At 65.3% G+C, this 21083-nt stretch carries 15 protein-coding genes; 9 read left to right on the forward strand and 6 right to left on the reverse strand.

Annotated features, from left to right (window positions below; all coding sequences use genetic code 11):
- Nucleotides 1-47: 47 nt before the first annotated feature.
- Entirely contained in the window at nt 48-2126 is a 2079-nt protein-coding gene (locus tag N826_RS39700) for an ATP-binding protein (protein ID WP_084720518.1), read from the reverse strand.
- A 250-nt stretch (nt 2127-2376) separates the two neighbouring features.
- Here N826_RS39700 and N826_RS05650 point away from each other — a divergent pair, with 250 nt between their 5' ends.
- Nucleotides 2377-4080, forward strand: coding sequence for a sensor histidine kinase (locus N826_RS05650; RefSeq protein WP_052830860.1), 1704 nt, complete (start codon nt 2377-2379; stop codon nt 4078-4080).
- Between the two features lie 40 nt (nt 4081-4120).
- Here N826_RS05650 and N826_RS05655 read toward each other — a convergent pair whose 3' ends face one another.
- Nucleotides 4121-4879, reverse strand: a complete 759-nt coding sequence (locus N826_RS05655; protein WP_044426568.1) for a terminase small subunit — start codon at nt 4877-4879, stop codon at nt 4121-4123.
- 479 nt (nt 4880-5358) lie between these two features.
- Here N826_RS05655 and N826_RS41515 point away from each other — a divergent pair, with 479 nt between their 5' ends.
- Genes N826_RS41515 through N826_RS05670 form a run of 3 tightly spaced genes read left to right on the forward strand, consistent with a single transcriptional unit; the run spans nt 5359 to nt 9197 of the window.
- Nucleotides 5359-5979 (forward strand): (2Fe-2S)-binding protein, encoded by a 621-nt coding sequence (locus N826_RS41515; protein ID WP_084720521.1) that lies wholly within the window; start codon nt 5359-5361, stop codon nt 5977-5979.
- Nucleotides 5980-5982: 3 nt separating this feature from the next.
- On the forward strand, nt 5983-7002 hold the full coding sequence (locus N826_RS05665; RefSeq protein WP_044426571.1) for an FAD binding domain-containing protein: 1020 nt from the start codon (nt 5983-5985) through the stop codon (nt 7000-7002).
- The gene (locus N826_RS05670) at nt 6999-9197 is read left to right on the forward strand and encodes a xanthine dehydrogenase family protein molybdopterin-binding subunit (RefSeq protein ID WP_044426572.1); all 2199 of its coding nucleotides are present in this window, start codon (nt 6999-7001) and stop codon (nt 9195-9197) included. Before N826_RS05665 ends, N826_RS05670 begins: the two co-directional genes overlap by 4 nt.
- 183 nt (nt 9198-9380) lie before the next feature.
- On the opposite strand, the gene N826_RS05675 is transcribed toward N826_RS05670, so the two are convergent.
- Nucleotides 9381-10298: an AraC family transcriptional regulator gene (locus N826_RS05675; RefSeq protein ID WP_044426574.1), complete on the reverse strand. Its 918-nt coding sequence runs from the start codon at nt 10296-10298 to the stop codon at nt 9381-9383.
- Between the two features lie 367 nt (nt 10299-10665).
- Between N826_RS05675 and N826_RS05680 the strand changes: the two genes are divergently transcribed.
- Both N826_RS05680 and N826_RS05685 read left to right on the forward strand, forming a co-directional pair.
- Nucleotides 10666-11769, forward strand: a complete 1104-nt coding sequence (locus N826_RS05680) for a Gfo/Idh/MocA family protein (protein ID WP_044426575.1) — start codon at nt 10666-10668, stop codon at nt 11767-11769.
- Nucleotides 11770-11948: 179 nt separating this feature from the next.
- A complete protein-coding gene (locus tag N826_RS05685; RefSeq protein WP_169789295.1) occupies nt 11949-12881 on the forward strand; it encodes an N-carbamoyl-D-amino-acid hydrolase in 933 nt (310 codons plus the stop codon).
- Nucleotides 12882-12888: 7 nt separating this feature from the next.
- On the opposite strand, the gene N826_RS05690 is transcribed toward N826_RS05685, so the two are convergent.
- Nucleotides 12889-14319: an MATE family efflux transporter gene (locus N826_RS05690; RefSeq protein WP_044426578.1), complete on the reverse strand. Its 1431-nt coding sequence runs from the start codon at nt 14317-14319 to the stop codon at nt 12889-12891.
- Nucleotides 14316-14840 carry a winged helix-turn-helix transcriptional regulator gene (locus N826_RS05695; protein ID WP_044426579.1) on the reverse strand — a complete coding sequence of 175 codons (525 nt, stop codon included), beginning with the start codon at nt 14838-14840 and terminating at the stop codon, nt 14316-14318. Before N826_RS05695 ends, N826_RS05690 begins: the two co-directional genes overlap by 4 nt.
- A 208-nt stretch (nt 14841-15048) precedes the next feature.
- Between N826_RS05695 and N826_RS05700 the strand changes: the two genes are divergently transcribed.
- The 3 genes from N826_RS05700 to N826_RS05710 are packed head-to-tail and all read left to right on the forward strand — an operon-like array spanning nt 15049 to nt 20191.
- On the forward strand, nt 15049-15855 hold the full coding sequence (locus N826_RS05700; protein WP_044426580.1) for an SDR family NAD(P)-dependent oxidoreductase: 807 nt from the start codon (nt 15049-15051) through the stop codon (nt 15853-15855).
- A gap of 41 nt (nt 15856-15896) precedes the next feature.
- Nucleotides 15897-17045: an efflux RND transporter periplasmic adaptor subunit gene (locus tag N826_RS05705; protein WP_044426581.1), complete on the forward strand. Its 1149-nt coding sequence runs from the start codon at nt 15897-15899 to the stop codon at nt 17043-17045.
- Nucleotides 17042-20191, forward strand: coding sequence for an efflux RND transporter permease subunit (locus tag N826_RS05710; protein ID WP_052830861.1), 3150 nt, complete (start codon nt 17042-17044; stop codon nt 20189-20191). Before N826_RS05705 ends, N826_RS05710 begins: the two co-directional genes overlap by 4 nt.
- A gap of 99 nt (nt 20192-20290) precedes the next feature.
- Here N826_RS05710 and N826_RS05715 read toward each other — a convergent pair whose 3' ends face one another.
- Complete coding sequence (locus tag N826_RS05715) at nt 20291-21001, reverse strand: hypothetical protein (RefSeq protein WP_147040277.1); 711 nt, start codon at nt 20999-21001, stop codon at nt 20291-20293.
- Nucleotides 21002-21083 lie beyond the last annotated feature (82 nt).

Raw genomic sequence — 21083 nt, forward strand, 5'->3', positions numbered from 1 at the left:
ACCTCTATGGGAAACAGGGTGGGCAAACGGTGGTTCCTTAACGGCGTTCATCGGCATGCAGCGTCATCCATCGCAGCCGCGATCTTCCTCTGCAATTCGACGTAGTCGTAAGGCTTGGCCACCATCAGGTAGTCCCGGCTGATATCGCTGGCGACGGTGTGTCCGGCGAAGCCTGATGTCAGCAGGACCTTGATGCCCGGACGCAGGCGTCCGGCTACCTTGGCAAGTTCCGCGCCGCTCATTCCGGGCGGGATGACGATGTCGCTGAACAGCAGGTCTATCGGCCGGTCGCTTTGCAGGGTTTCCAGCGCCTCGTTGGCGTGGGCGGCGCCGACGACCTGATGACCCCAGCGCGTCAGCATCATCTGCGTGGTCAAGCGGATTATGGCGTCGTCCTCGACCAGCAGGATGTCCAGCGACGGGGTCGCCGGTTCACCGCTCAACTCAGGGGCCTGCGACAGGACGCGGTGGCGGGGCAGGCGGACCGTGGCGGTGGTTCCCTGTCCGGCCACGCTGGTCATCTCGATGGTCCCTTCGTGGAGCCCGACCAGCCGCCGGGTCAGCGTCAGCCCGAGGCCGGTGCCCTCGACCTTGCCGGTTCCAACGGAATCGGCACGCCAGAACGCTTCGAACATGTGACTGAGGTCGTCCTTCGCGATGCCGATCCCGGTATCGGACACCGTCAGGAACAGGCCGCCGTCGCCGTCCTGTTGCGCCGTCACCGTCACCTGCCCGCCGCTCGGCGTGTACTTGACGCCATTCGTGAGGAGGTTGAGCAGGATCTGCCGCAGCCGCTTTTCGTCGCCGCGTATCGTCGCGACTTCCGGCGCCACCGTGGCGGACAGGGTGATCCTCGCCCTTGTGGCGCGTGGTTCCATCATCCGGATGCAGAACTTGACCGTTTCGGCGAGATCGACCTCCTCCTCGCCGATCGCCAGCCGACCAGCCTCGGCCTTGGCATGATCCAGGATCTCGTTGATCAGCCCCAGCAGATGCTGGCCGCTGTCGCGGATATCGCCGGCCCACTCCCGGTAGCGGTCGCTGCCGAGGGGACCGGCCACTTCGCTGCGGATCATGTCGGCGAAGCCGATCACGGCATTGAGCGGACTGCGCAATTCGTGACTCAACTCCGCCAGGAACTGCCCCTTGGCGCGGTTGGCGCTTTCCGCCGTCTCCTTGGCCAGCTTCAGGTCGGCGTCGATCCGGTTGCGTTCCGCGACGTCCCGGATGATGCAGGTGATGAAACGCCGGTCGCCGCTTCCGCGCCATGCACTGAGCGAGAGTTCCAGTTCCAGGGCCGTGCCGTCCCGGTGCAGCCCCCGGACCTGACGGTTCGTGAAGCTGGCCTGGATGAACCGCTCCGCCTCCGGCAGGAGCAGGCGGATGTCGCGGCCCAGGACATCGGCGGCCTTGTGGCCGAACAGGCGTTCGGCGGCGGAGTTGAACGCTGTCAGCTCTCCTTCCCCGCGCGCCGTGACGATGGCGTCGGCGGCCGTGTCGATGATCGCCCGGTAGCGTGCTTCGCTGGTCCGCAGGGCCTGGAGGATGCCCATCCGCTCCTGCTCGCGGGAAAGCAAGATCCCGAAGACCACAGTGCCGCCGACGTTTATGACGACCAGCGGTAGGCCAACCGCCGAGAGCACCTGCAAGGCGTCTTCCCAGGACGGCAGCAGAAGGAGGCTCAGGATATTGCACGAGATCAGCAGGCCCAAGGCCGCGAACGACGCCGTCCGGAAACGAAGCCGGAGCTTCCTGGGCAGGCGGTCGAAGAGGACGCCGGCCAGGACCGCCATCGTGATGCCGGCTACTCCGGCAAGAGCCCCGATCCCGCCGGTTCCGAAAAAGCGAAAGGCTCCCGAGATCAGCGCCGCGATCGCGGCGGCGCCGATGCCGCCGAATGGGGCCGCGAGACCGAGCATGATCGCCCGGGCATCGATCACCACGCCGGGCGAGATGTGGATCGGGACCAGCATCGTGAGGACGGTGCCGCCGCCGAACAGCAGTCCGCAAGCGGCTTGCCGTCTCCAGGGCCGGACATCGAAGCGCCGCAGCACACCGCTGTAGAAGACCAATACGAGACCGAGCAGGCCAGCGCTTTGGATTAGGGATAGAAAAGTGGCGGACATCGGTCTGTTGAATTCGCGATCAGAAAAGGTTGATGATCAACACTATTAGACATCTAAGGGTTCATATATCCACAAAGAAATAAAGTTCTTTCAGCATCGAAATTTTGTTTCTTTGGTTTTGCTGGCCTGTGACCACGAAGTGATCGGAGGGTCCGGCCTGCCGGAATTTTCAGGCACCGCATTGCCCCGGGTTGACTTCAAAGCTGTTATACAATGTAAGGTTATTGACGAGTTCACCAGGAGTTTTGAGGTGGCGCAGAATTCTTCTGGCACCGGGTTTCCAACTGGGCCTCGTGAAGCTGACCTTCGCGAGGAGCTGGCGGAGGCTCGAAAGGAACTCGACCGGCGCGATGAAATCATTGCGGCGCTTTCGCGCAAGCTCGACGAGTGCGCCCTTGCAGCGCGAACCGCCGAACCTGCCGCGGCTCAGGCAGCGCTGCGCGAGAGCGAAAGGCGGTTGTCCGCGATCTTCGCCCAGGCGGCGGTCGGCCTTTCCGAGATCGCGCCGGACGGCCGGTTCCGCATGGTCAACGATCAGCTTTGCAGTCTGCTGGGCCGGACGCGCGAAGAGTTGCTGAGGCTCAATGTCCAGGACGTGACGCATCCGGACGATCTTGCCCGCAACCTGCCGCTGTTCACCCGCTTGGTCGAAACCGGCGAAGTGTTCAGCATCGAGAAACGCTACGTCCGCGCCGACGGCAGCCATTTCTGGGCCGAAAGCAGCGTCAGCCGGATCATCGGCGCCGACGGCGAAGCGCTTGGCGTGATCGCCGCCACGGTCGATCTCACCGAACGGCGCGAAGCCGAGAACAGGCTGCGGGAAACGCGGGACGAAGCCGTCCAGGCCCGGACCGAGGCGGAGCAGGCCAGCCGGGCGAAGTCGCGTTTCCTGGCATCCGTCAGCCACGACCTGCGCCAGCCCGTTACCTCGGCCAGCCTGTTCCTCGACCTCTTGAAGAGGCGCCCTCTCGGTCCGCAGGAGCGCGAGCTGGTCGAACCTCTGGCGAGCAGCATCGACAGTTTGATCGGGATGCTGAACGGGTTGCTGCAAGTGGCGCGGCTCGATGCCGGCATCGTGACCGCCGATCCCCGAGATTTCCTTCTGGACGAGTTGCTGCAACGGCTCTTCGACGAGTTCCAGCGGCCGGCGCAGGCGGCCGGCCTGCGCTTCCACGTGCCGCCCGTTCACCTGCGCGTCCGTTCCGATCCCCTGCTGCTCGAACTGATCCTGCGCAACCTTATCTCCAACGCGATCAAGTACACGCCGGACGGCAGCGTTTCCGTCCTGACCCGGGTCGAAGACGGGCATGTCGTGCTTGACGTGACCGATACCGGGCTGGGCATCGCGAAGGAAGACAGCGAGCGCATCTTCGACGAATTCTACCAGGGCGCCGAAACCGCCCGCGACCACTCCCGCGGGTTCGGCATCGGACTGGCGACGGCACGGCGCGTCGCGGCGCTGCTCGGTATCGAGATCGTTGTGGCTTCGGAGATCGGCCGCGGCTCGACCTTCTCGCTGGTCCTTGCCCAGGCCGAGAGCGAAGGGACGGTACCGTCGGATCGCAGATATTTCGGCATTCAGGGCCTTGCGGGCTTCTCCGCCCTGGTGATCGACGACGAGCCGCTGGTCCTGCGCGGGCTGGAAGTGATGCTGAAATCCTGGGACGTGCAGGTTCATGCGGTCCGGACCCTGAGCCAAGCCAAGGAACTGTTCAGGACGCTGGACAGGCCGCTGGACGTGGTTATCGCCGATTACTCCTTGGCGCATGGCGAACGGGGCACGGATGTCGTCGCCGCCGCGCGTAGGCACGGAACGGAAGCCGCGATCCTGCTGACCGGCGACACGTCGCCGGAGCGGCTGGCGGAAGCCGAGAGAAGCGGCTGCCGGCTGCTGCACAAACCGGTCAACGCGGACACGCTGGGCGCCGTCCTGAAGGCCGTCTGCCTGAAATAGCGAACACGGCGCGGGCAGCGGGTCGACATGCGAGGAACCGTCATGCCGGCGGCCGGCCGGCGAACAACCCGTGGAGTGCGGATACGGTGAGGCTAGCGGCGCTGCCGGGGAGGAACGGCAAGACCGGGCCGCTCAGCGCCGTGGTATCGCGAAGCGACCGGGATGGGGATGTCATCCTTTCAATCTTCCGGGAAAGGTCATCGAAGGTCACTATCCGGCCTTGGGCCGGCGGGTCATCCGATGTCGCCGCCGGGGCTGCGCCGGTTTCTATCGACGACGGCTCCGCTTGGAAGCCGGGATGGAAGCGGACGGAATCGAGTTCCTCGTCGGGATCGGCGGCAAGGTCTTCCAGATCGGCGTCGGGATGGGGACGAGTGTCGAGGCAGCCGGTATAGTGATGAGTGATCCGCTTGTCCTGGATGACGCCGAGCAGCTTCAAGCGAAACTCGATGGCGCGAAGGGCCAGCGGCAAGCGGTCCGTTTCGAAAGCGCATTCGATCACGCGGCCGACCTGCTCCGCCGCGTCGTCCAACTCGGCCTGATTGGCCGCGCGCCGGGCCGTGCGGATTTCATCGATCCGGACCCGGATTTCCGGCTGGCGCATCAGGAAGGCGCCACGCTGCTTGGCTCCATTCGCTGAGTATCCGGCACGCCGCGCCGCCTCCGCCCCGCCGACATTGCCAGCCATGGCGAGGCAGAAGGCCTCCTGACGCGAGGTCAGGGGCGACCGGTTGGAGGCCGCCAGCGCAGGCCTGGCGACGGGAAGCTTCTTGGCCGGAGCTGGTGCCGGGGTGACCATGGGCGACGCCTTATGCAGGATAGGACTTGGTTTGGATTATTATCCTATAAATATAGGGCCTGCAAGATCGATAATCGCCGGCGCTGCCAGCGTGGAGCAGCTCATAGGGACATCGACCCGCGACGACCCGTGCGCGTTCCGCGCGCTGTTCGTTGCCGAAGGCCGCCGGTATCGGACACCCCAGCCCAACTTGACAGCGCCGTCCTCGTCTTGCCACAGGTTCGCGTGACGGGTCGCACGGAACAGCGGGAGTTGCCGCCACGAACGTCGCACTGAGATTATCCGACCGATCTCTGATCGGATCCGCATATCGATACCAGACAACTCCATGCTTGATAGAAGCATGCGGCGTCGGTCGAAACCCTTCGACAACCTGCCTCCCAGTGACACCAGGCGATCGCTTGGCCGCAGAGCATCCCTGACCTCATGCCGTCTGGCCATTCGGCCATAGGCGCGAAGCAGCATGGTCTGGATCAATAATGAACGACGAGAGAAGCATGACAACCGGTCTCTCCACAGATCGACGCCGATTTCTGATCGGTTCCGCCGTGACGGGGACGATCCCGTTCATGCCGCGAGACGCAGCTTCGCAAGTGCCGGAGCCGTCCCGGTCGCCCGGCAGTTACCCATCCGTCGACCTGACACTCCATGTCAACGGCCAAGAACACCGGGTTGAAGTCGATCCGCGGACGACGCTGCTGGACGCACTTCGTGATCATATAGGTCTGACGGGAGTAAAGAAGGGCTGTGATCATGGTCAATGCGGAGCTTGCACCGTCCTCGTCGAGGGACGCCGCGAACTCTCCTGTCTCACGCTCGCGGTTTCCGTTCAACAACGCGAAGTGACGACGATCGAGGGCCTGGCTGCCTCGGACGGCGGCCTGCATCCCATGCAGCAGGCATTCATCGATCATGATGCCTTCCAATGCGGATATTGTACACCGGGCCAGATCCTCTCCGCGATCGGCTGCGTTAGGGAAGGTCACGCCAGCACACCAGCGGATATCCGGGAGTCGATGAGCGGCAATATCTGCCGTTGCGCTGCCTATCCCAACATCGTGGTCGCCATAATGCAGGCACGCGAACGGATGGAGGGTTAACCCATGCGGCCTTTCGGATATTCGCGCCCCTCTTCCGTGAGCAACGCCATTCTGGAGGTGAGGGAATTCCTTGCAGCCGATCCACAATCGTCTCTTTCGTTCCTCGCCGGCGGCACCACACTGCTGGATCTCATGAAGCTGGACGTGGTGCGACCCGAACGGATCATCGACCTCAATGCCCTGCGCGACGAGCTGGGGTATACACGATCGGACGGATCGGCTCTCCGCCTCGGCGCCTTCGCCAGGATGGCGGATGTCGCGGCCGATGCCGAGGTCATCGCCAACTATCCCGTGATCGCCCAGAGCCTGTCGCTCGCCGCCAGTGCACAACTGCGCAACATGGCGAGCCTTGGCGGCAATGTGCTGCAACGAACACGCTGCCCCTATTTTCGCGATCCCTCCTGGAGCGCCTGCAACAAGCGTGTGCCCGGAAGCGGGTGCGCAGCCGTTCAAGGAGCCAACCGCGCGCATGCGGTGCTCGGTACCAGCGATCATTGCATCGCAACGTATCCAGGCGATTTCGCGCAAGCCCTTGTCGCTCTGGATGCCTCGATCGTCATCGCCGGTCCCCGAGGAAACCGGACAATCCCATTTGATTCCCTGCATCGGCGGCCGGACGGCAACCCCCATCTGGAAACAAGCCTTCAACCCGGCGAAATCATTGCGGAGTTCATCGTTCCGGCACGGTCGTGGATGCGCCGATCGCTGTATCTCAAGATCCGGGACCGGCAGTCCTATGAGTTCGCGGTCGCCGCCGCTGCGGTTGCGCTGGATCTCGACGGCGGTATGGTGCGCGATGCCCGCATCGCACTCGGCGGCGTTGCAGCCGTTCCATGGCGGGCGCGAGAGGCCGAGGACGCGCTCCGTGGCCAACCGTTAACGGAGGCGGTCGCGCGTACCGCCGCGCGGCTGGCGTTCGCCGAAGCCCGACCGCAATCCCACAACGCGTACAAGATCGAACTCGGCCAATCGACGCTCGTGCGCGCGCTCTTGCAGGCCTCTTCGATGGAGCTCCGCCCATGAACAAGACCTTGTTTCCCCAACACGGCGCAAACATGGGACAACCGGTTCCACGCTATGAGGGACGTGCCAAGGTGACGGGTGAGGCACGCTATCCAAGCGACGTGAGGCTGCCGCGAACCGCCTATGCCTACCTTCATATCAGCCGGATCGGCCGGGGCACGGTTCAAGCGTTCGATCTCGCCGCCGCCAGCGCAGTTCCAGGCGTCATCGACATTCTGACGCATGAGACGATCGGCGATCAGATCAAGCAGACGCCGGCGATCTATCAGGGGGGCTACGCGTCCGACTCCTTTCGTCCCCTTGGCTCGGCCGAGATCGCCTATTGGGGACAACCCGTCGCGGTCGTGATTGCCGAGACGTATGAAGCCGCACGCGAGGCCGCGCATCGGATAGGCGTCACCTATGGGCCGCATTCGCCGCCGGCCGCGGACATGGACTCACCCGACGCCGTCGCGCAAGCGCTGGTACCGATGGCTATCGATGTCGGTGACTTCGACGCGGCGTATGCCGCGGCACCGATCAAGATCGACGCCCGTTATTCCACGCCGGCGCAACACCAGAACCCGATGGAGCTTTTCGCGACCCAGTGCATGTGGGAGGGCGGCCGGCTGGTCGTTCATGAACCGAGCCAGTATGTTAACAGCGTGAAGTTCGGGCTCGCCGAGCAGCTCGGCATCGACCCTGAACGCATACGCGTCATCAGCACCTATGTCGGTGGTGCATTCGGTGCCAAAGGTTTCCTGACGCAGCGTACCGCCCTGGTCGCGATAGCGGCGCGGCGCATCGGAAGGCCGGTCAAGCTCGTGGCGACGCGGGAGCAGGGCTTCACCGTTTCGGGTTATCGCGCCGAGACCCGGCAGCATGTCCAACTCGCGGCCGAGCAAGACGGGCGCCTGATCGCGTTGAAGCACGAAGGATGGGAGCTGACCTCCCGCGCGGACACGGTCGCCATGGGTGCGGTGTCGATGACCACCCGGCTTTACGCCTGCGCGAATATCGTGGGTCGCGTGAACGCCGTCTCCGCCGACCGGTCTACACCGGGTTTCATGAGGGCGCCGGGCGAGATGCCCTACGGCTTCGCATTGGAGACGGCACTCGATGAGCTTTCCAGCAAGCTCGACATGGATCCGGTCGAGCTTCGCCGGGTCAACGACACCCGGACGGAACCGGTCGGCGGCCTGCCTTATACCAGCCGTTCGCTGATGCGGTGCTTCGACGAGGCTGCGGCGGCATTCGGATGGCAGGATCGGACAAGGCAGCCCGGGTCCATGCGCGATGGTGACTGGCTGGTCGGATGGGGATGTGCCAGCGCCTTCTATCCAACGCAGGCCGGAAATTCGGCGGCGCGTGTCCGGCTGACGGCCGACGGGCGGGTTCATGTTTCGAGCGCCGGTCATGAACTGGGCCAGGGAATGTATACCATGATGGCGCAGGTCGCCGCGGAGGAACTCGGCGTGCCGATCGAGCGGGTGACCGTCTCACTCGGCGATTCGGATCTTCCCCCGGCCGTCGTCAGCGGCGGATCGGCCGCAACCGCCAGTGTCGCCCCGGCGATCATGGCCGCCTGCGATGCCATTCGCAGGCGGCTCGGCGTCGGCAATTCGCCCCCGGCCGGTGTCAGGGCCGCAATGGAGGCATCCGGCATGGGTGTCATCGAAGAGTTTGCCGAAACCCGCGCGCATGGCCTTCCGCTGGAAAGCGTGCGGGATATGTATCGCGGCAAGGCCTTGCCGACAGGCGGCGTGAGCCTTCCCGATCGGGTCCAGTTCGCCCTCGGCGCGCAGTTCGTCGAGGTCCGCGTTCACGCGCTGACGCATGAAATCCGTGTCTCCCGGGCCGTAGGCGCCTTTGCCGCCGGACGCATCATCAATCCGCGCACCGCCCACGGCCAGCTGATCGGCGGAATGATCTGGGGGATCAGTTCCGCTCTTCACGAGCACACCGAAGTCGATGGCCGGAATGCAAGCTACATCAACGCGAACCTTGCCGACTACCTGCTGCCGGTGAACGCCGACATCGTCGATATCCAGGCCATCATGGTTCCGGAAGAGGACAAGCTGGTGAACCGCGCAGGCGTAAAGGGGGTGGGTGAGATCGGCGTCGTCGGCGTCGCCGCCGCCGTATCGAACGCCGTGTTCCATGCGACCGGACGGCGACTGCGCGATCTTCCGATCAGGATCGAACACGTCATGTAAGTCGTAGGCGCGCCCGGGCCGCGGGCGCGCCTACGACTTACCATTACGCAAGTTTCCGCGAACGGTATGACTTCGCCAGGGAAGTTCAGGCGGCGGGAGGCCGTACGACGGTCGTCATCAGGGACTGGCGTCGGGATAGCAGCCTGTTCGGGTAGAGCGGCCTGCTCTCAGGTGCCGCGAGATTCAGGCCGAAGTAGATTGCCTGTTATGGCCGAGATCGCGCCGGAGCGTGGCGCGAAGCGTCGCGGCATCGTCGCTCGGTGTCAGGTTGAAAAGGCGGCGATAGTCGCGATTGAACTGCGACAGGCTCTCATAGCCGACATCGTAGGCCACCGCCGAGATGGTGCTTGATCCGGAAAGCCCTCGGCGCGCTTCCTGCAAACGGACCCGCTTCTGGAACTGGACGGGCGACATGGAGGTCACCGCCTTGAAGTGCCGGTAGAAGCTTGGAACGCTCATGTTCGCTTGGGCGGCGAGATCCGGAATACTCAGCGCCTCAGCGTAGTTGTCCCTGATCCAGGCAGTCGCCCGCCCGATCCGGGCGGCGTTCCCGTTGGCGAAGGCGAGCTGGCTGAGAAGTGGACCATGCTCGGTGTGCAGCAACCTCCAAACGATCTCCCGCTTGATCAACGGCGCCATTACCGGGATGTCCTGCGGCCGCTCCAGCAGCGAGACCAACCGCATGAGTGGATCGAACAGTTCCGGATCGAGCGTGTACTTGCCTGCAACCAGATTGTCCGGCGCTTTCGGGCGATAACCGGACTGCTCGCGCAGAAGGTCGGCGACGACCGCCGGATCGATCTCGAGATGGATCGCGAGATAGGGTGCGGATGGGCTGGCTTCGGTGACTTGCGACGTGACGGGGACATCGACGGCGCACAGCAAGGATTCCCCCGCAGCGTAGCGGAACGGGTTCTCGCCCACCATCAACTCCTTCACGCCCCGGGCGACCAGACCGAAGGAAGGTTGGTAGATAGAGTGGCCGACTTCGGAAGGCACATCCGTTCGACCCACTTTCAGCCCGTCGACCGGCGTCACGTAATCATACCGGGCACGGCGCTCGATGACGTTCAGCAGGTCGGAAAACTTCGGTTTCGTCATGGGAGTCAAACGTTCTGCATGAAGTGATCGGTTCTTCGAAGCTCATGCCGGGGACACTGCCCGGCGGTGTTCTCTTGGTTGGCATCCGGCCCAACGGTCCGCTCCAGTTCACCAGCGAACGGTGCCGAGCACTATGCACATCCTATCAGGAGCGCGCCCGATCCTCTCAAACGATATGAGGCCGGGCCGTCGCTGCCGTCCCGGACGCTCCGTTCGGTTCAGACTTGCCACAGACGCTCGCCTGCGAATGAGAGCGGCAAGCCAATCGCTGATAGGATCTGCGTAGCTCCCGGTGGACGCCCGTCACTATGGTCCTGGCAACGGCGCCGATCGGCGTCCGGTCGAAGAAATACCGGAGCATAGAGACATGTCGGACAACAAATTGCGTGTCGGAGTCATCGGGGCGGACACGCAGGCGAGCTGGGCCGGCGCATCGCACATACCGGCGCTGCGACCGCAGCCTTCGCTCGTCCTGGCGGCGGTGGCGACCCGCCGGGAGAAGAGCGCGAAGGCTGCCGCTGAGGCGTTCGGGGCCGAGCGATGGTTCGCCGACCCCTACGCGATGATCCGCGACGACGACATCGATCTCGTCACGGTCGCCGTGAAGGTTCCGGACCATCGGGACCTGGTGATGGCGGCGCTCGCGGCCGGAAAGTCCGTCTATTGCGAATCCCCTCTCGGAGCGACGCTGGCCGAGACCGAGGAGATGGCGGCCGCCACGGGATCGTTGCATACCGCGATCGGCTTGCAAGGACGGCACAATCCTGCGGTCCGGCGGGCGGCCGAGCTGGCTTCGTCCGGCAAGATCGGTCGGCTGATGTCGGCACGGGTCGGTGCCACGACGTTCGGCTACGGCCCGCAGTCGCCCAGCGCCTACGACTATTTCAACAAAGCGGCCTCAGGCGCCAGTTTCCTGACCATCACGACGGGTCATGTGCTGGACGTCATCGAAGCGGTGCTCGGCGACATCACGGAAGTCGATGCACGCACCGAACTTCTCTGGCCGGAGATCGAGATCGTCGACACTGGGGAGAAATCCGTTCGTGATATCCCGGACCATGTCGATCTGATTGCCAAGACCGAGAGCGGCGCTCCCGTCTCCGTCCAGGTCCTGGCGGGCGTACCGGCGGAGGAGGCGAATTTCATTTTCGAGATCCGCGGATCGGAGGGATGGCTGAAGATTACGGGCAACCACCTTGCCGGCGTGCAGGTCGGTGACCTGAGGCTGACGGCGAGCATCGGGTTCGCCACGCCCGACGCACCGGTCGCCACCGGCGTCGGTCCGACGGCGGCCGACTTCTGGGCGGGAGCCGCCATCAATGTGGGCGAGGTCTACGCGTCTCTCGCCCGCGATCTGTCGGCAGGCACCTACGAGACGCCTGGGTTCGCCCATGCGCTCCACAACAGCCGCCTCGTTGCCGCCGTCGAGCGAGCGGCTTGGACGGGCGAGCGGCAGCGCATCGTCGGCTGACAGGGTGCGCTTCGACGCGCCGAGGGGTGAATGGTCGACGAATGGCGCCATCTCTGCCGGGATCCCGAGCGGGAACGCCGTTTTGCGCGTATCTTGCATGGCGCGGGAAGGGACGCCGAACAAGCGGTCGCTCGGGCCGCGCGGCAACGAAGATTTGAGGAACAAGCGACGTGACAAGAATGGTGACAGTGGGGGCGGCTCAGCTTGGGCCGATCCGCCGGGATGAAAGCAGGACCGAGGTGGTGGGCAGGCTGATCCACCTGATGCGGGACGCCAAGGGGCACGGATGCGATCTGGTCGTGTTTCCGGAACTTGCCCTGACGACGTTCTTTCCGCGGTGGTTCTTCGAACGGCAGGAAGATATCGATTTCTTCTTCGAACGGGACATGCCGGGGCCTGAGACGCAGCCTTTGTTCGACGAAGCCGTCCGATTGGAGATCGGCTTCCAGATCGGCTATGCCGAGGCGGTCGTGGAGGATGGCCGGGAGCGCCGGTTCAATACGTCCATCCTGGTCGACAAATCGGGGCTTATCGTCAGCAAATACCGGAAGATCCATCTGCCCGGCCATGCCGCGCACGAACCCGAGCGGCCGTTCCAGCACCTTGAGAAACGGTATTTCGAGGTTGGAAACCTGAGCTGGCCGGTCGTCCATGCCTTCGGCGGGCTCATGGGGATGTGCATATGCAACGACCGCCGCTGGCCGGAGACCTATCGGGTGATGGGGCTTCAGGGCGTCGAGATGGTCATGCTGGGCTACAATACCCCCGTCCACAATCCCCCGGCGCCCGAGCACGACCGGCTGGGCTGGTTCCATAATCACCTCGTCATGCAATCCGGTGCCTATCAGAACGGCACCTGGGTCGTCGGCGTCGCCAAGGCGGGCAACGAGGAAGGCTGCGAACTGATCGGCGGCAGCGCCATCATCGCGCCGACCGGCGAAATCGTCGCGCAATGCGTCACGTCCGGCGACGAGTTGATCGTCGCTCGCTGCGATCTGGATCTGTGCAAGCCTTACAAGGAAACGATCTTCAACTTCGCCATCCACCGCGAGCCGGAGCAGTACCGGATGATCGTCGAGCGGAAAGGCGCCGTGCCGCCGCCCAAGCCCTGAGGGGCCGTCAAGACCGGTCGATGGCCTTCCTATCACCGCTGCGGAACCACACACCGGATGCAATCGCACCGGCCAGCATCGTGCCGTAAACCACGAGAGCGAGGCCCAGGGTCGCGAATGTCCATGCCAGCGATCCGGTCGCCGCCAGCACCGCCCAGCCGCCGGCGACCGCGATCACCATCCGGACCAGTCCGGCCAGCAGCGGCCATCCCAGCCGGCCGGCGCCCTGCGACGCGAAGTAGAGCGACAGGCCAAGCCCGAAGAACCCATAGGCCGGCCCGACGAACTGCAAATAGGCCGTGCCGGTTTCGAGCATCAGCGGGTTGCTGCCGAACAGGTTCAGCCAAGCCGTGGGCCAGATTGCGGCGGCGATCCCGATCGTCTCGGTCACGATGAAGGCCAGGGCGCCGCCGGTCAGGGCTATGCGCAGCGCGCGCCGATGCTGGCCGGCCCCGATATTCGTGCCGACAAGCGCCACCATCGGGGCGCCGAGCCCGAACACGAGGGGGATCAGCAGGTATTCCAGCCGCGCGCCGGTCCCATAGCCCGCGACGGCGTCCGGTCCGCCGGCGGCGCCGACCAGCGCCGTCGTCAGCGCCACCGTCAAGGTCGTCTGCAAGGTGCTGACGGCGCCCACGGCGCCAACCCGAAGGATATCCGCGAACAAGGGCCAGCGCAGACGTCCGGCGCGCAGACGCACCACGCTGCGCCCGGACAGTATGTACCAGGCGAGCACCGCGATCATCAGCGCGGTGGTCAGCACGACGGCCAAGCCGCCGCCGGCGATACCCAGTGCCGGTATCGGGCCGAACCCGAATATCAGCACCGGCGAGAGCGGTATCAGCATGACAACGCCGAGGCAGATCGCCATCGACGGCACCAGCATGTTGCCGGTTCCCCGGATCACGCTGGCCAGAGCGTTCATCAGCCATACCAGCACGTTGCCGGCGAACACCACGTTGGAATATTGCAGGGCGGCATCGAGCGAAGCGCCTTGGCCGCCCATGGCGCCGTAGATCTGGCGGCCGAAGACCAGGAACAACGCCGAGGTCGCGGCCCCGAGCCCCAGGTTGATCACGACGGCATGCAGCACCAGGGCATCGGCGTCGTCGCGCCGGTCGGCGCCGAGCGCTCGGGCGACGGCCGAGGAGATGCCGCCGCCGATGGCTCCGGCGGACAGCATGGTCATCAGCATGAAGCCGGGAAACACCAGCGCCATGCCGGTCAGCGCATCGGTGCCGAGATGGGATACCCACCAGGTTTCGATCAGTCCCGTCGATGCCTGGGCCATCATGACCAGGACGTTCGGCCAGGCGAGAAGCAGCAGCGTCGGGATGATCGGACCCTGCAGCAACCGCCGGGTGCGCGGGTTCATCCCATCGGAAGCCGTATCCTGTAACGGCGCGGGTTGGGCCGGCAAGGCTGCGACGGCGCTCATGCGTCGGAATCCTTGGTCCTGGCGGGTGGAGCCATATCGGCCTTCCTGTTGGCAAGCTGCTCGACGGTCGCGGCGTTCGCGGCCGGACCGGGCGCCAGGACGAAGTCCGGTTCCACGAGGGGGCGGCCCGACCGGCGATCGACCAGCACAGGTTCCGCCGGCTCGCCGGTCACGGCGTCGACGATCATGATGCTCGCCCCCTCCGGTGCGAAATGGCGGTTGCCGAACGCCATCAGCGTCCCGAGCACGCTGCGGAAGTCGCGGCCGCGCTCGGTCAGCACGTACTCGTAACGCGGCGGGCGGTCGTTGTAGCGCCGCCGTTCCAGCATCCCCGCTTCGACCAGCGATGACAGCCGGCGCGTCAGCATGTTCGGCGCGATGCCGAGGTTCTTCTGGAACTCCTCGAAGCGGGTCAGTCCCCTGAAAGCGTCGCGGAGGATCAGGATGCTCCACCACTCACCGACCCGCTCGAGGCTCCTGGCGATCGGACAGGGCATTTCGTCGAAGCTTTTCCGTTGCATGGTCGAGGCCTGTGTCGGTGAGTCAGTAGCATGATGAAACTTACTATGTTGCCCATGCCGCGCGAGAGTCAAGACGATCGGCAGGTTGCCATTTGCGATGCCGTTCCGAAGAGTCGACCGTATCTAACTAGTCACTTGCATGATGATAGCGATATCCCTATCATCATGCAAGTGACTCGGCGCGGCCGGGTCGAACAGGAGATCCGATATGGCACTCAAGACCGAGGGTACGGCGCTCGTGACGGGCGCATCTTCCGGTATCGGCGCGGTCTATGCGGACCGGCTCGCCGCCCGCGGATACGATCTGATACTCGTCGCCCGCAACGCAGCCCGGATGGAGACGCTGGCCACGCGTCTGCGTGAAGAGACTGGACGAGCCGTCGAGGTGCTGGCGGCAGATCTGGCCGTCCCCGGCGAACTGGCGACGGTTCGGGACCGGCTGGCAGGCGACCCGTCGATCACCCTGCTGGTCAACAATGCCGGCATCTCGCTGAACGGCGGCTTGCTTGAGAACGATCCGGCCGATCTGGAGCGGCTGATCGCGGTGAACGTCACGGCGCCGACCCTGCTCGCGGCTGCTGCCGGGCGGGCTTTCTCCGGACGCGGCACCGGCGCCATCGTCAACATCGCTTCCGTCCTGGCGCTGGCGCCCGAAATGCTGGATGGCGTCTACAGCGGCTCGAAGGCTTTTCTGCTCAACCTGTCGATCGACCTTGCCGCGAAGCTGCGCAATGCCGGCGTCGTGGTCCAGGCGGTGCTGCCCGGCGCCACGCGGACGGAGATCTGGGAGCGCTCGGGCAAGGATGTCGATGCGATCCTACCCGGCATGGTGATGGAGGTCGGCGATCTGGTCGATGCGGCGCTGGTCGGACTGGACAGGGGCGAGACGGTGACCATCCCGCCGCTTGCCGACGAGGCGCAATGGATCGCCTACGACGAGGCACGGCGCGCGATGGCGCCCAACCTGTCGCGCCGTGACGTCGCCGCCCGCTATCGCACTGCGGTTGCCGCCTGACCCAGCCTTGCGGCGGGCGTCGGCGATCATGGGGAGTCAGCATGTCTCGTTTCAAATCTTCGGGTCCTGCGGCATTCGCGGCGTTCGTCGCGCTCGGCCTCGCGGCTTGCACACCGTCCGAATCGGCCACCGGACCGGCCGCCGATCCCAGGACCGGCGCCCAGCTGGTCGCAGTCGCGACCGTGGAGCCCGCGACTGCGGCGGCGCGCGGCTTCACGGGTGTCGTTTCCGCCCGTATTCAGAGCAATGCCGGCTTTCGGGTGCCGGGCAAGGTCACCGAGCGGCTGGTCGATACCGGCCAGACCGTCAAGGCCGGCCAGCCGCTGATGCGGATCGACCGGACCGAATATGCCCATGCGATCACGGCCCAGGTCGGCAACGTCGCGGCGGCCAGGGCGCGGGTGATTCAGACCGCCGCCGACGAAGCGCGGTACAGGGGTCTGGTCACGACCGGCGCCGTTTCGAAAGCCGCTTACGATCAGGCAAAGGCGGCGGCCGACGGCGCCCGCGCCCTGCTGTCCGCCGCCGAGGCGCAGCTCAAGGTCGCCCAGGACGAGGGCGATTATTCGACGCTGTACGCCGACGCCGATGGAACGGTGGTCGAGACGCTGGCCGAACCGGGACAGGTGGTGACCGCGGGGCAGGGCGTCGTGAAGCTGGCCCATGCCGGACCGCGCGAAGCCTCGATCAGCCTGCCGGAAACGCTGCGTCCCGCCATCGGCTCCGCAGCGCAGGCCAGCCTTTACGGCGCCGACAAGCCGTGGCCGGCCCGTCTCCGGCAGCTATCGGACGCCGCCGACCCCGTGACCCGGACCTACGAGGCCCGCTACGTTCTTGAGGGCGACGCCGCCCGCGCGCCGCTGGGAGCTACGGTCACGGTCTATCTGACCGGCGACGCGCCGGCTGCCGCGAGCATGGTCCCTATCGGGGCCATCACCGACGCGGGCAAGGGACCCGGCGTCTGGGTGCTGGACGACGGCACGTCTACGGTTTCGTTCCGCCCGGTCCAGGTCACGGCGTTCGGCGGCGAGAGCGTCGTTCTCGGCGGCGGCGTTCAAGTCGGCGAAACGATCGTGGCACTGGGCGGACGCTTCCTCCACGAAGGCCAAAGTGTCCGCGCCATCGGGCGTCCGGACCTCGGCAACCAAGTGGCCGGCAATCGATTGGCCGGTCAGGCGGCACTCCGATGATGGGCTTCAACCTCTCGGCGCTCGCGGTCCGTGAGCGCGCGATCACCCTGTTCCTGATCGTCGCAGTCATCCTGGCCGGCGGTCTGGCCTTCTTCAAGCTCGGCCGTGCCGAGGACCCGGCCTTTACGGTCAAGGTGCTGACGGTCTCCGCCGCCTGGCCCGGCGCCACGGCGCAGGAGATGCAGGATCTCGTCGCCGAACCGCTGGAAAAGCGCATGCAGGAACTGCGCTGGTACGACCGTGTCGAGACCTTCACCCGTCCGGGACTGGTCCTGATGACCGTCTCGCTGAGGGACGATACGCCTGCCGCAGCGGTTCCCGACGAATTCTATCAGGCGCGCAAGAAACTCGGCGACGAGGCACGCAACCTGCCGAAAGGCGCCCTCGGCCCCTTCGTCAATGACGAATACTCCGACGTCACCTTCGCGCTCTATGCCGTCGAGGCACCCGGCATGCCGCCGCGCCTGCTGACGCGGGAAGCCGAAAAGCTGCGCCAGCGCCTGCTGCACGTGGCGGGCGTCAAGAAGGTCGATATCCTAGGCGAACGCCCGGAGCGCATCTTCGTCGAGTTCTCCTATGCCCGGCTGGCGACGCTCGGGGTCGGCGCCCGCGATATCTTCGACGCACTCCAGCGCCAGAACGCTGTGACGCCGGCCGGATCGATCGAGACGAACGGGCCGCAGGTCTTCGTCCGCCTCGACGGCGCCTACGACGACCTCCAGAAGATCCGCGATACGCCGATCGTTTCCGGCGGCCGGACGCTGAAGCTGTCCGATGTCGCCGAGGTCGGGCGCGGCTACGAGGACCCGGCCACTTTCCTGATCCGCCACAACGGCGAGCCGGCGCTGATGCTGAGCATCGTGATGCAGGACGCCTGGAACGGTCTCGACCTCGGCAGGGCGCTCGAAGCCGAACAGAAGGCGATTTCGGCGGAATTGCCCGCCGGCCTCACCTTCAGCAAGGTCACGGACCAGGCGGTCAACATCAGCGAGGCCGTCGACGAGTTCATGCTCAAGTTCTTCGTGGCGCTCGGCGTCGTCATGGTGGTCGGCCTGGTCAGCCTCGGCTGGCGAGTCGGCATCGTGGTGGCGGCCGCCGTGCCGCTGACGCTGGCGGTGGTCTTCGTCATCATGCTCGACACCGGGCGGGCGTTCGACCGCATCACGCTGGGAGCGCTCATCATCTCGCTCGGGCTGCTGGTCGACGACGCCATCATCGCGATCGAAATGATGGTGGTGAAGCTGGAGGAAGGCTACGAGCGGACCAAGGCCGCCGCCTATGCCTGGAGCCACACGGCGGCCCCGATGCTTTCCGGCACGGTGATCACGATCATCGGCTTCACCCCGGTCGGTTTCGCCCGATCCACCGCCGGGGAATATGCCGGCAACATCTTCTGGATCGTCGGCTTCGCGCTGATCGCGTCCTGGTTCGTCGCTGTTATCTTCACGCCGTATCTGGGCGTCAAGCTGCTCCCCGACATCAAGCCCGTCCCCGGCGGTCACGCCGCGATCTACGCCACGCCCAACTACCGGCGGCTGCGCCGGCTGGTCGGCTGGTCGATCCGCCGCAAGTTCCTCGTCGCCGGCGCCGTGGTCGCCGCCTTCGTGACGGCCGGCGTCGGCATGGGGTCGGTCAAGCAGCAGTTCTTCCCGAATTCCGACCGGCCGGAAGTTCTGGTCGAGGTCCAGATGCCGGAAGGGACCAGCATCGCCGCGACAAGCGCCGCGACGAAGAAGGTCGAGGACTGGCTGAGGCGGCAGCCCGAGGCTAAGATCGTGTCCAGCTATATCGGGCGCGGAGCGGCCCGCTTCGTCCTGTCCTACAACCCGGAACTGCCGGACCCGTCCTTTGCCAAGATCATCGTCCTGACACCCGATGCCGAAGCGCGCGACCGCCTGAAGCATCGGCTGCGCGAGCGGATCGCCGAAGGTCTGGCACCGGAAGCGAGGCTGCGGGCGACGCAGCTCGTGTTCGGTCCGTATTCCCGCTTCCTGGTCAACTTCCGGGTCATGGGGCCTGATATTGCCACGGTGCGATCGATAGCCGATGAGGTCCAGGCGGTGATGCGCGCCAATCCCCATACCCGGCAGGTGAACCAGGACTGGGGCGAGCGGGTGCCGACCGCTCATTTCGTCCTGGATCAGGACCGTCTGCGGCTGATCGGCCTGACCCCCGCCGATGCCGGCGAGCAGCTTCAGTTCCTGCTGACCGGCGTGCCGGTGACCCAGGTGCGGGAAGGCATCCGCACCGTCGACGTGGTAGCGCGGGCGTCGGGGCCGGAACGGCTCGATCCGGCCCGGCTGGGCGACCTGACCCTGACCAGCCATGACGGCCTCCTGATCCCGCTGAGCCAGATCGGCAGGGTCGAGGTCCGCGCCGAAGACCCCATCCTGAGACGGCGCGACCGCGTGCCCACGATCACGGTGCAGAGCGACATCGACGAAAGCCTCCAGCCGCCCCAGGTCTCCACCGAGATCGCCGAGGCGCTGGCGCCGCTGATCGCCCGGCTGCCCGCCGGCTACCGTATCGTGGCGGGAGGCAACATCGAGGATGCCGGCAAGGCCAACGCCGCACTGGCCCCGCTATTCCCGATCATGATCGCCCTGACGCTGCTGGTCATCGTCCTTCAGACGCGCTCGCTGGCGGCCACGACGATGGTGTTCCTGACGGCGCCGCTGGGACTGGTGGGCGCCGTGCCGGTCCTGCTGCTGTTCGACCAGCCCTTCGGCTTCAACGCGATCCTGGGGCTGATCGGTCTGGCGGGCATCCTGATGCGCAACACCCTGATCCTGATCGGCCAGATCCACACCAACCGGCAGGAAGGTCTGGACGACTACCACGCCGTGGTCGAAGCGACCGTCCAGCGCGCCCGCCCGGTCATCCTGACGGCGCTGGCCGCCGTCCTGGCCTTCGTTCCCCTGACGACATCCGTCTTCTGGGGATCGATGGCCTACACCTTGATTGGCGGCACGGCCGGCGGCACGGTGCTGATCCTGGTCTTCCTGCCAGCGCTCTATGCGATCTGGTTCAGGGTCCGTCCGGGCGAACCGGTCCGCGACGGGCAGACGGACGGCCATGGCCGGAGCCTTCGCGGCTACGTCGCTCTGCATCGGTCGGGGACGGGGAATGATACGCGGCCTGCGTGACTGACCTGTCTGGCCCACTTTCGCGATGCAATGGATCTCAGCATCGTAGCGATGCATCCCATCGCTCGGCGATCCGCCGTCCACTATCTTTATGGCAATTCAGCAATTTGCCGACAAGCTGGCGTCAGATCTCATGGAACGGTCTACAACTCTGCCATTCCCGTTCGATAGTACTCCGCGAAGAAGAAATTGAACCAAGCGCAACCGGTCACGGTCAGCTTCCGTGAACGACACGTTGATACGCCGTACCGTCCTATGGCCGCGGAACAAGCCGACCAGCGTTTCACCTTTAAACACGGGGAGGGCGAAGAGCGAGCGAAGCTTGGCGGCCTCCTCTTCCGCAATCTTCTCCGATCGATTGGGATCGGGCAGATGTGGGTTGAGACCCTGCAACTCCGCCCTGTTCATGTTCCTGAGGAGAAGAACGTCCGTCATCGTCGCCGCCAGCCCTGTCGGACCGTCGTCCGGGCAGGCCCTGTAAAAATGCTCGTCGGAGTTATAGGTCAGTTTGGGCGAGGTCGACTGCCAAGGTCGCAGGATGGCCAATCCTTCCGGTGTCTTCCCGCCGACTTTGAAGTAGGTGACGTGGTCGCAATGCATCATGCGCTGAAGCATGGCGGGCAGGCTGGCCAGCAGGCACTCCCTTGCCGTGTCGTCGCCCAGCGAAACACGTCGGATCTCAGCGACGAACCGTTCGAACTCGGCGCCCCGCAGTTCGACGCCGCGGCGGCGCACCTCGTTCGAGGTCAGGCGGCAAAATTGCTCGATGATCTCGGTCGTCGTGCGCTTTGGGTGGTCCGAAAAACGCACCTCCACCCGAGAGCGAGGGATGCTGTCCGCCAGCAGGTCGAAATCGCATTTCCAGACGCCGTCCTCCAGCCTGGGCCTGCGC

The sequence above is a fragment of the Skermanella aerolata KACC 11604 genome (assembly GCF_000936425.1).
Lineage (GTDB): Bacteria > Pseudomonadota > Alphaproteobacteria > Azospirillales > Azospirillaceae > Skermanella > Skermanella aerolata.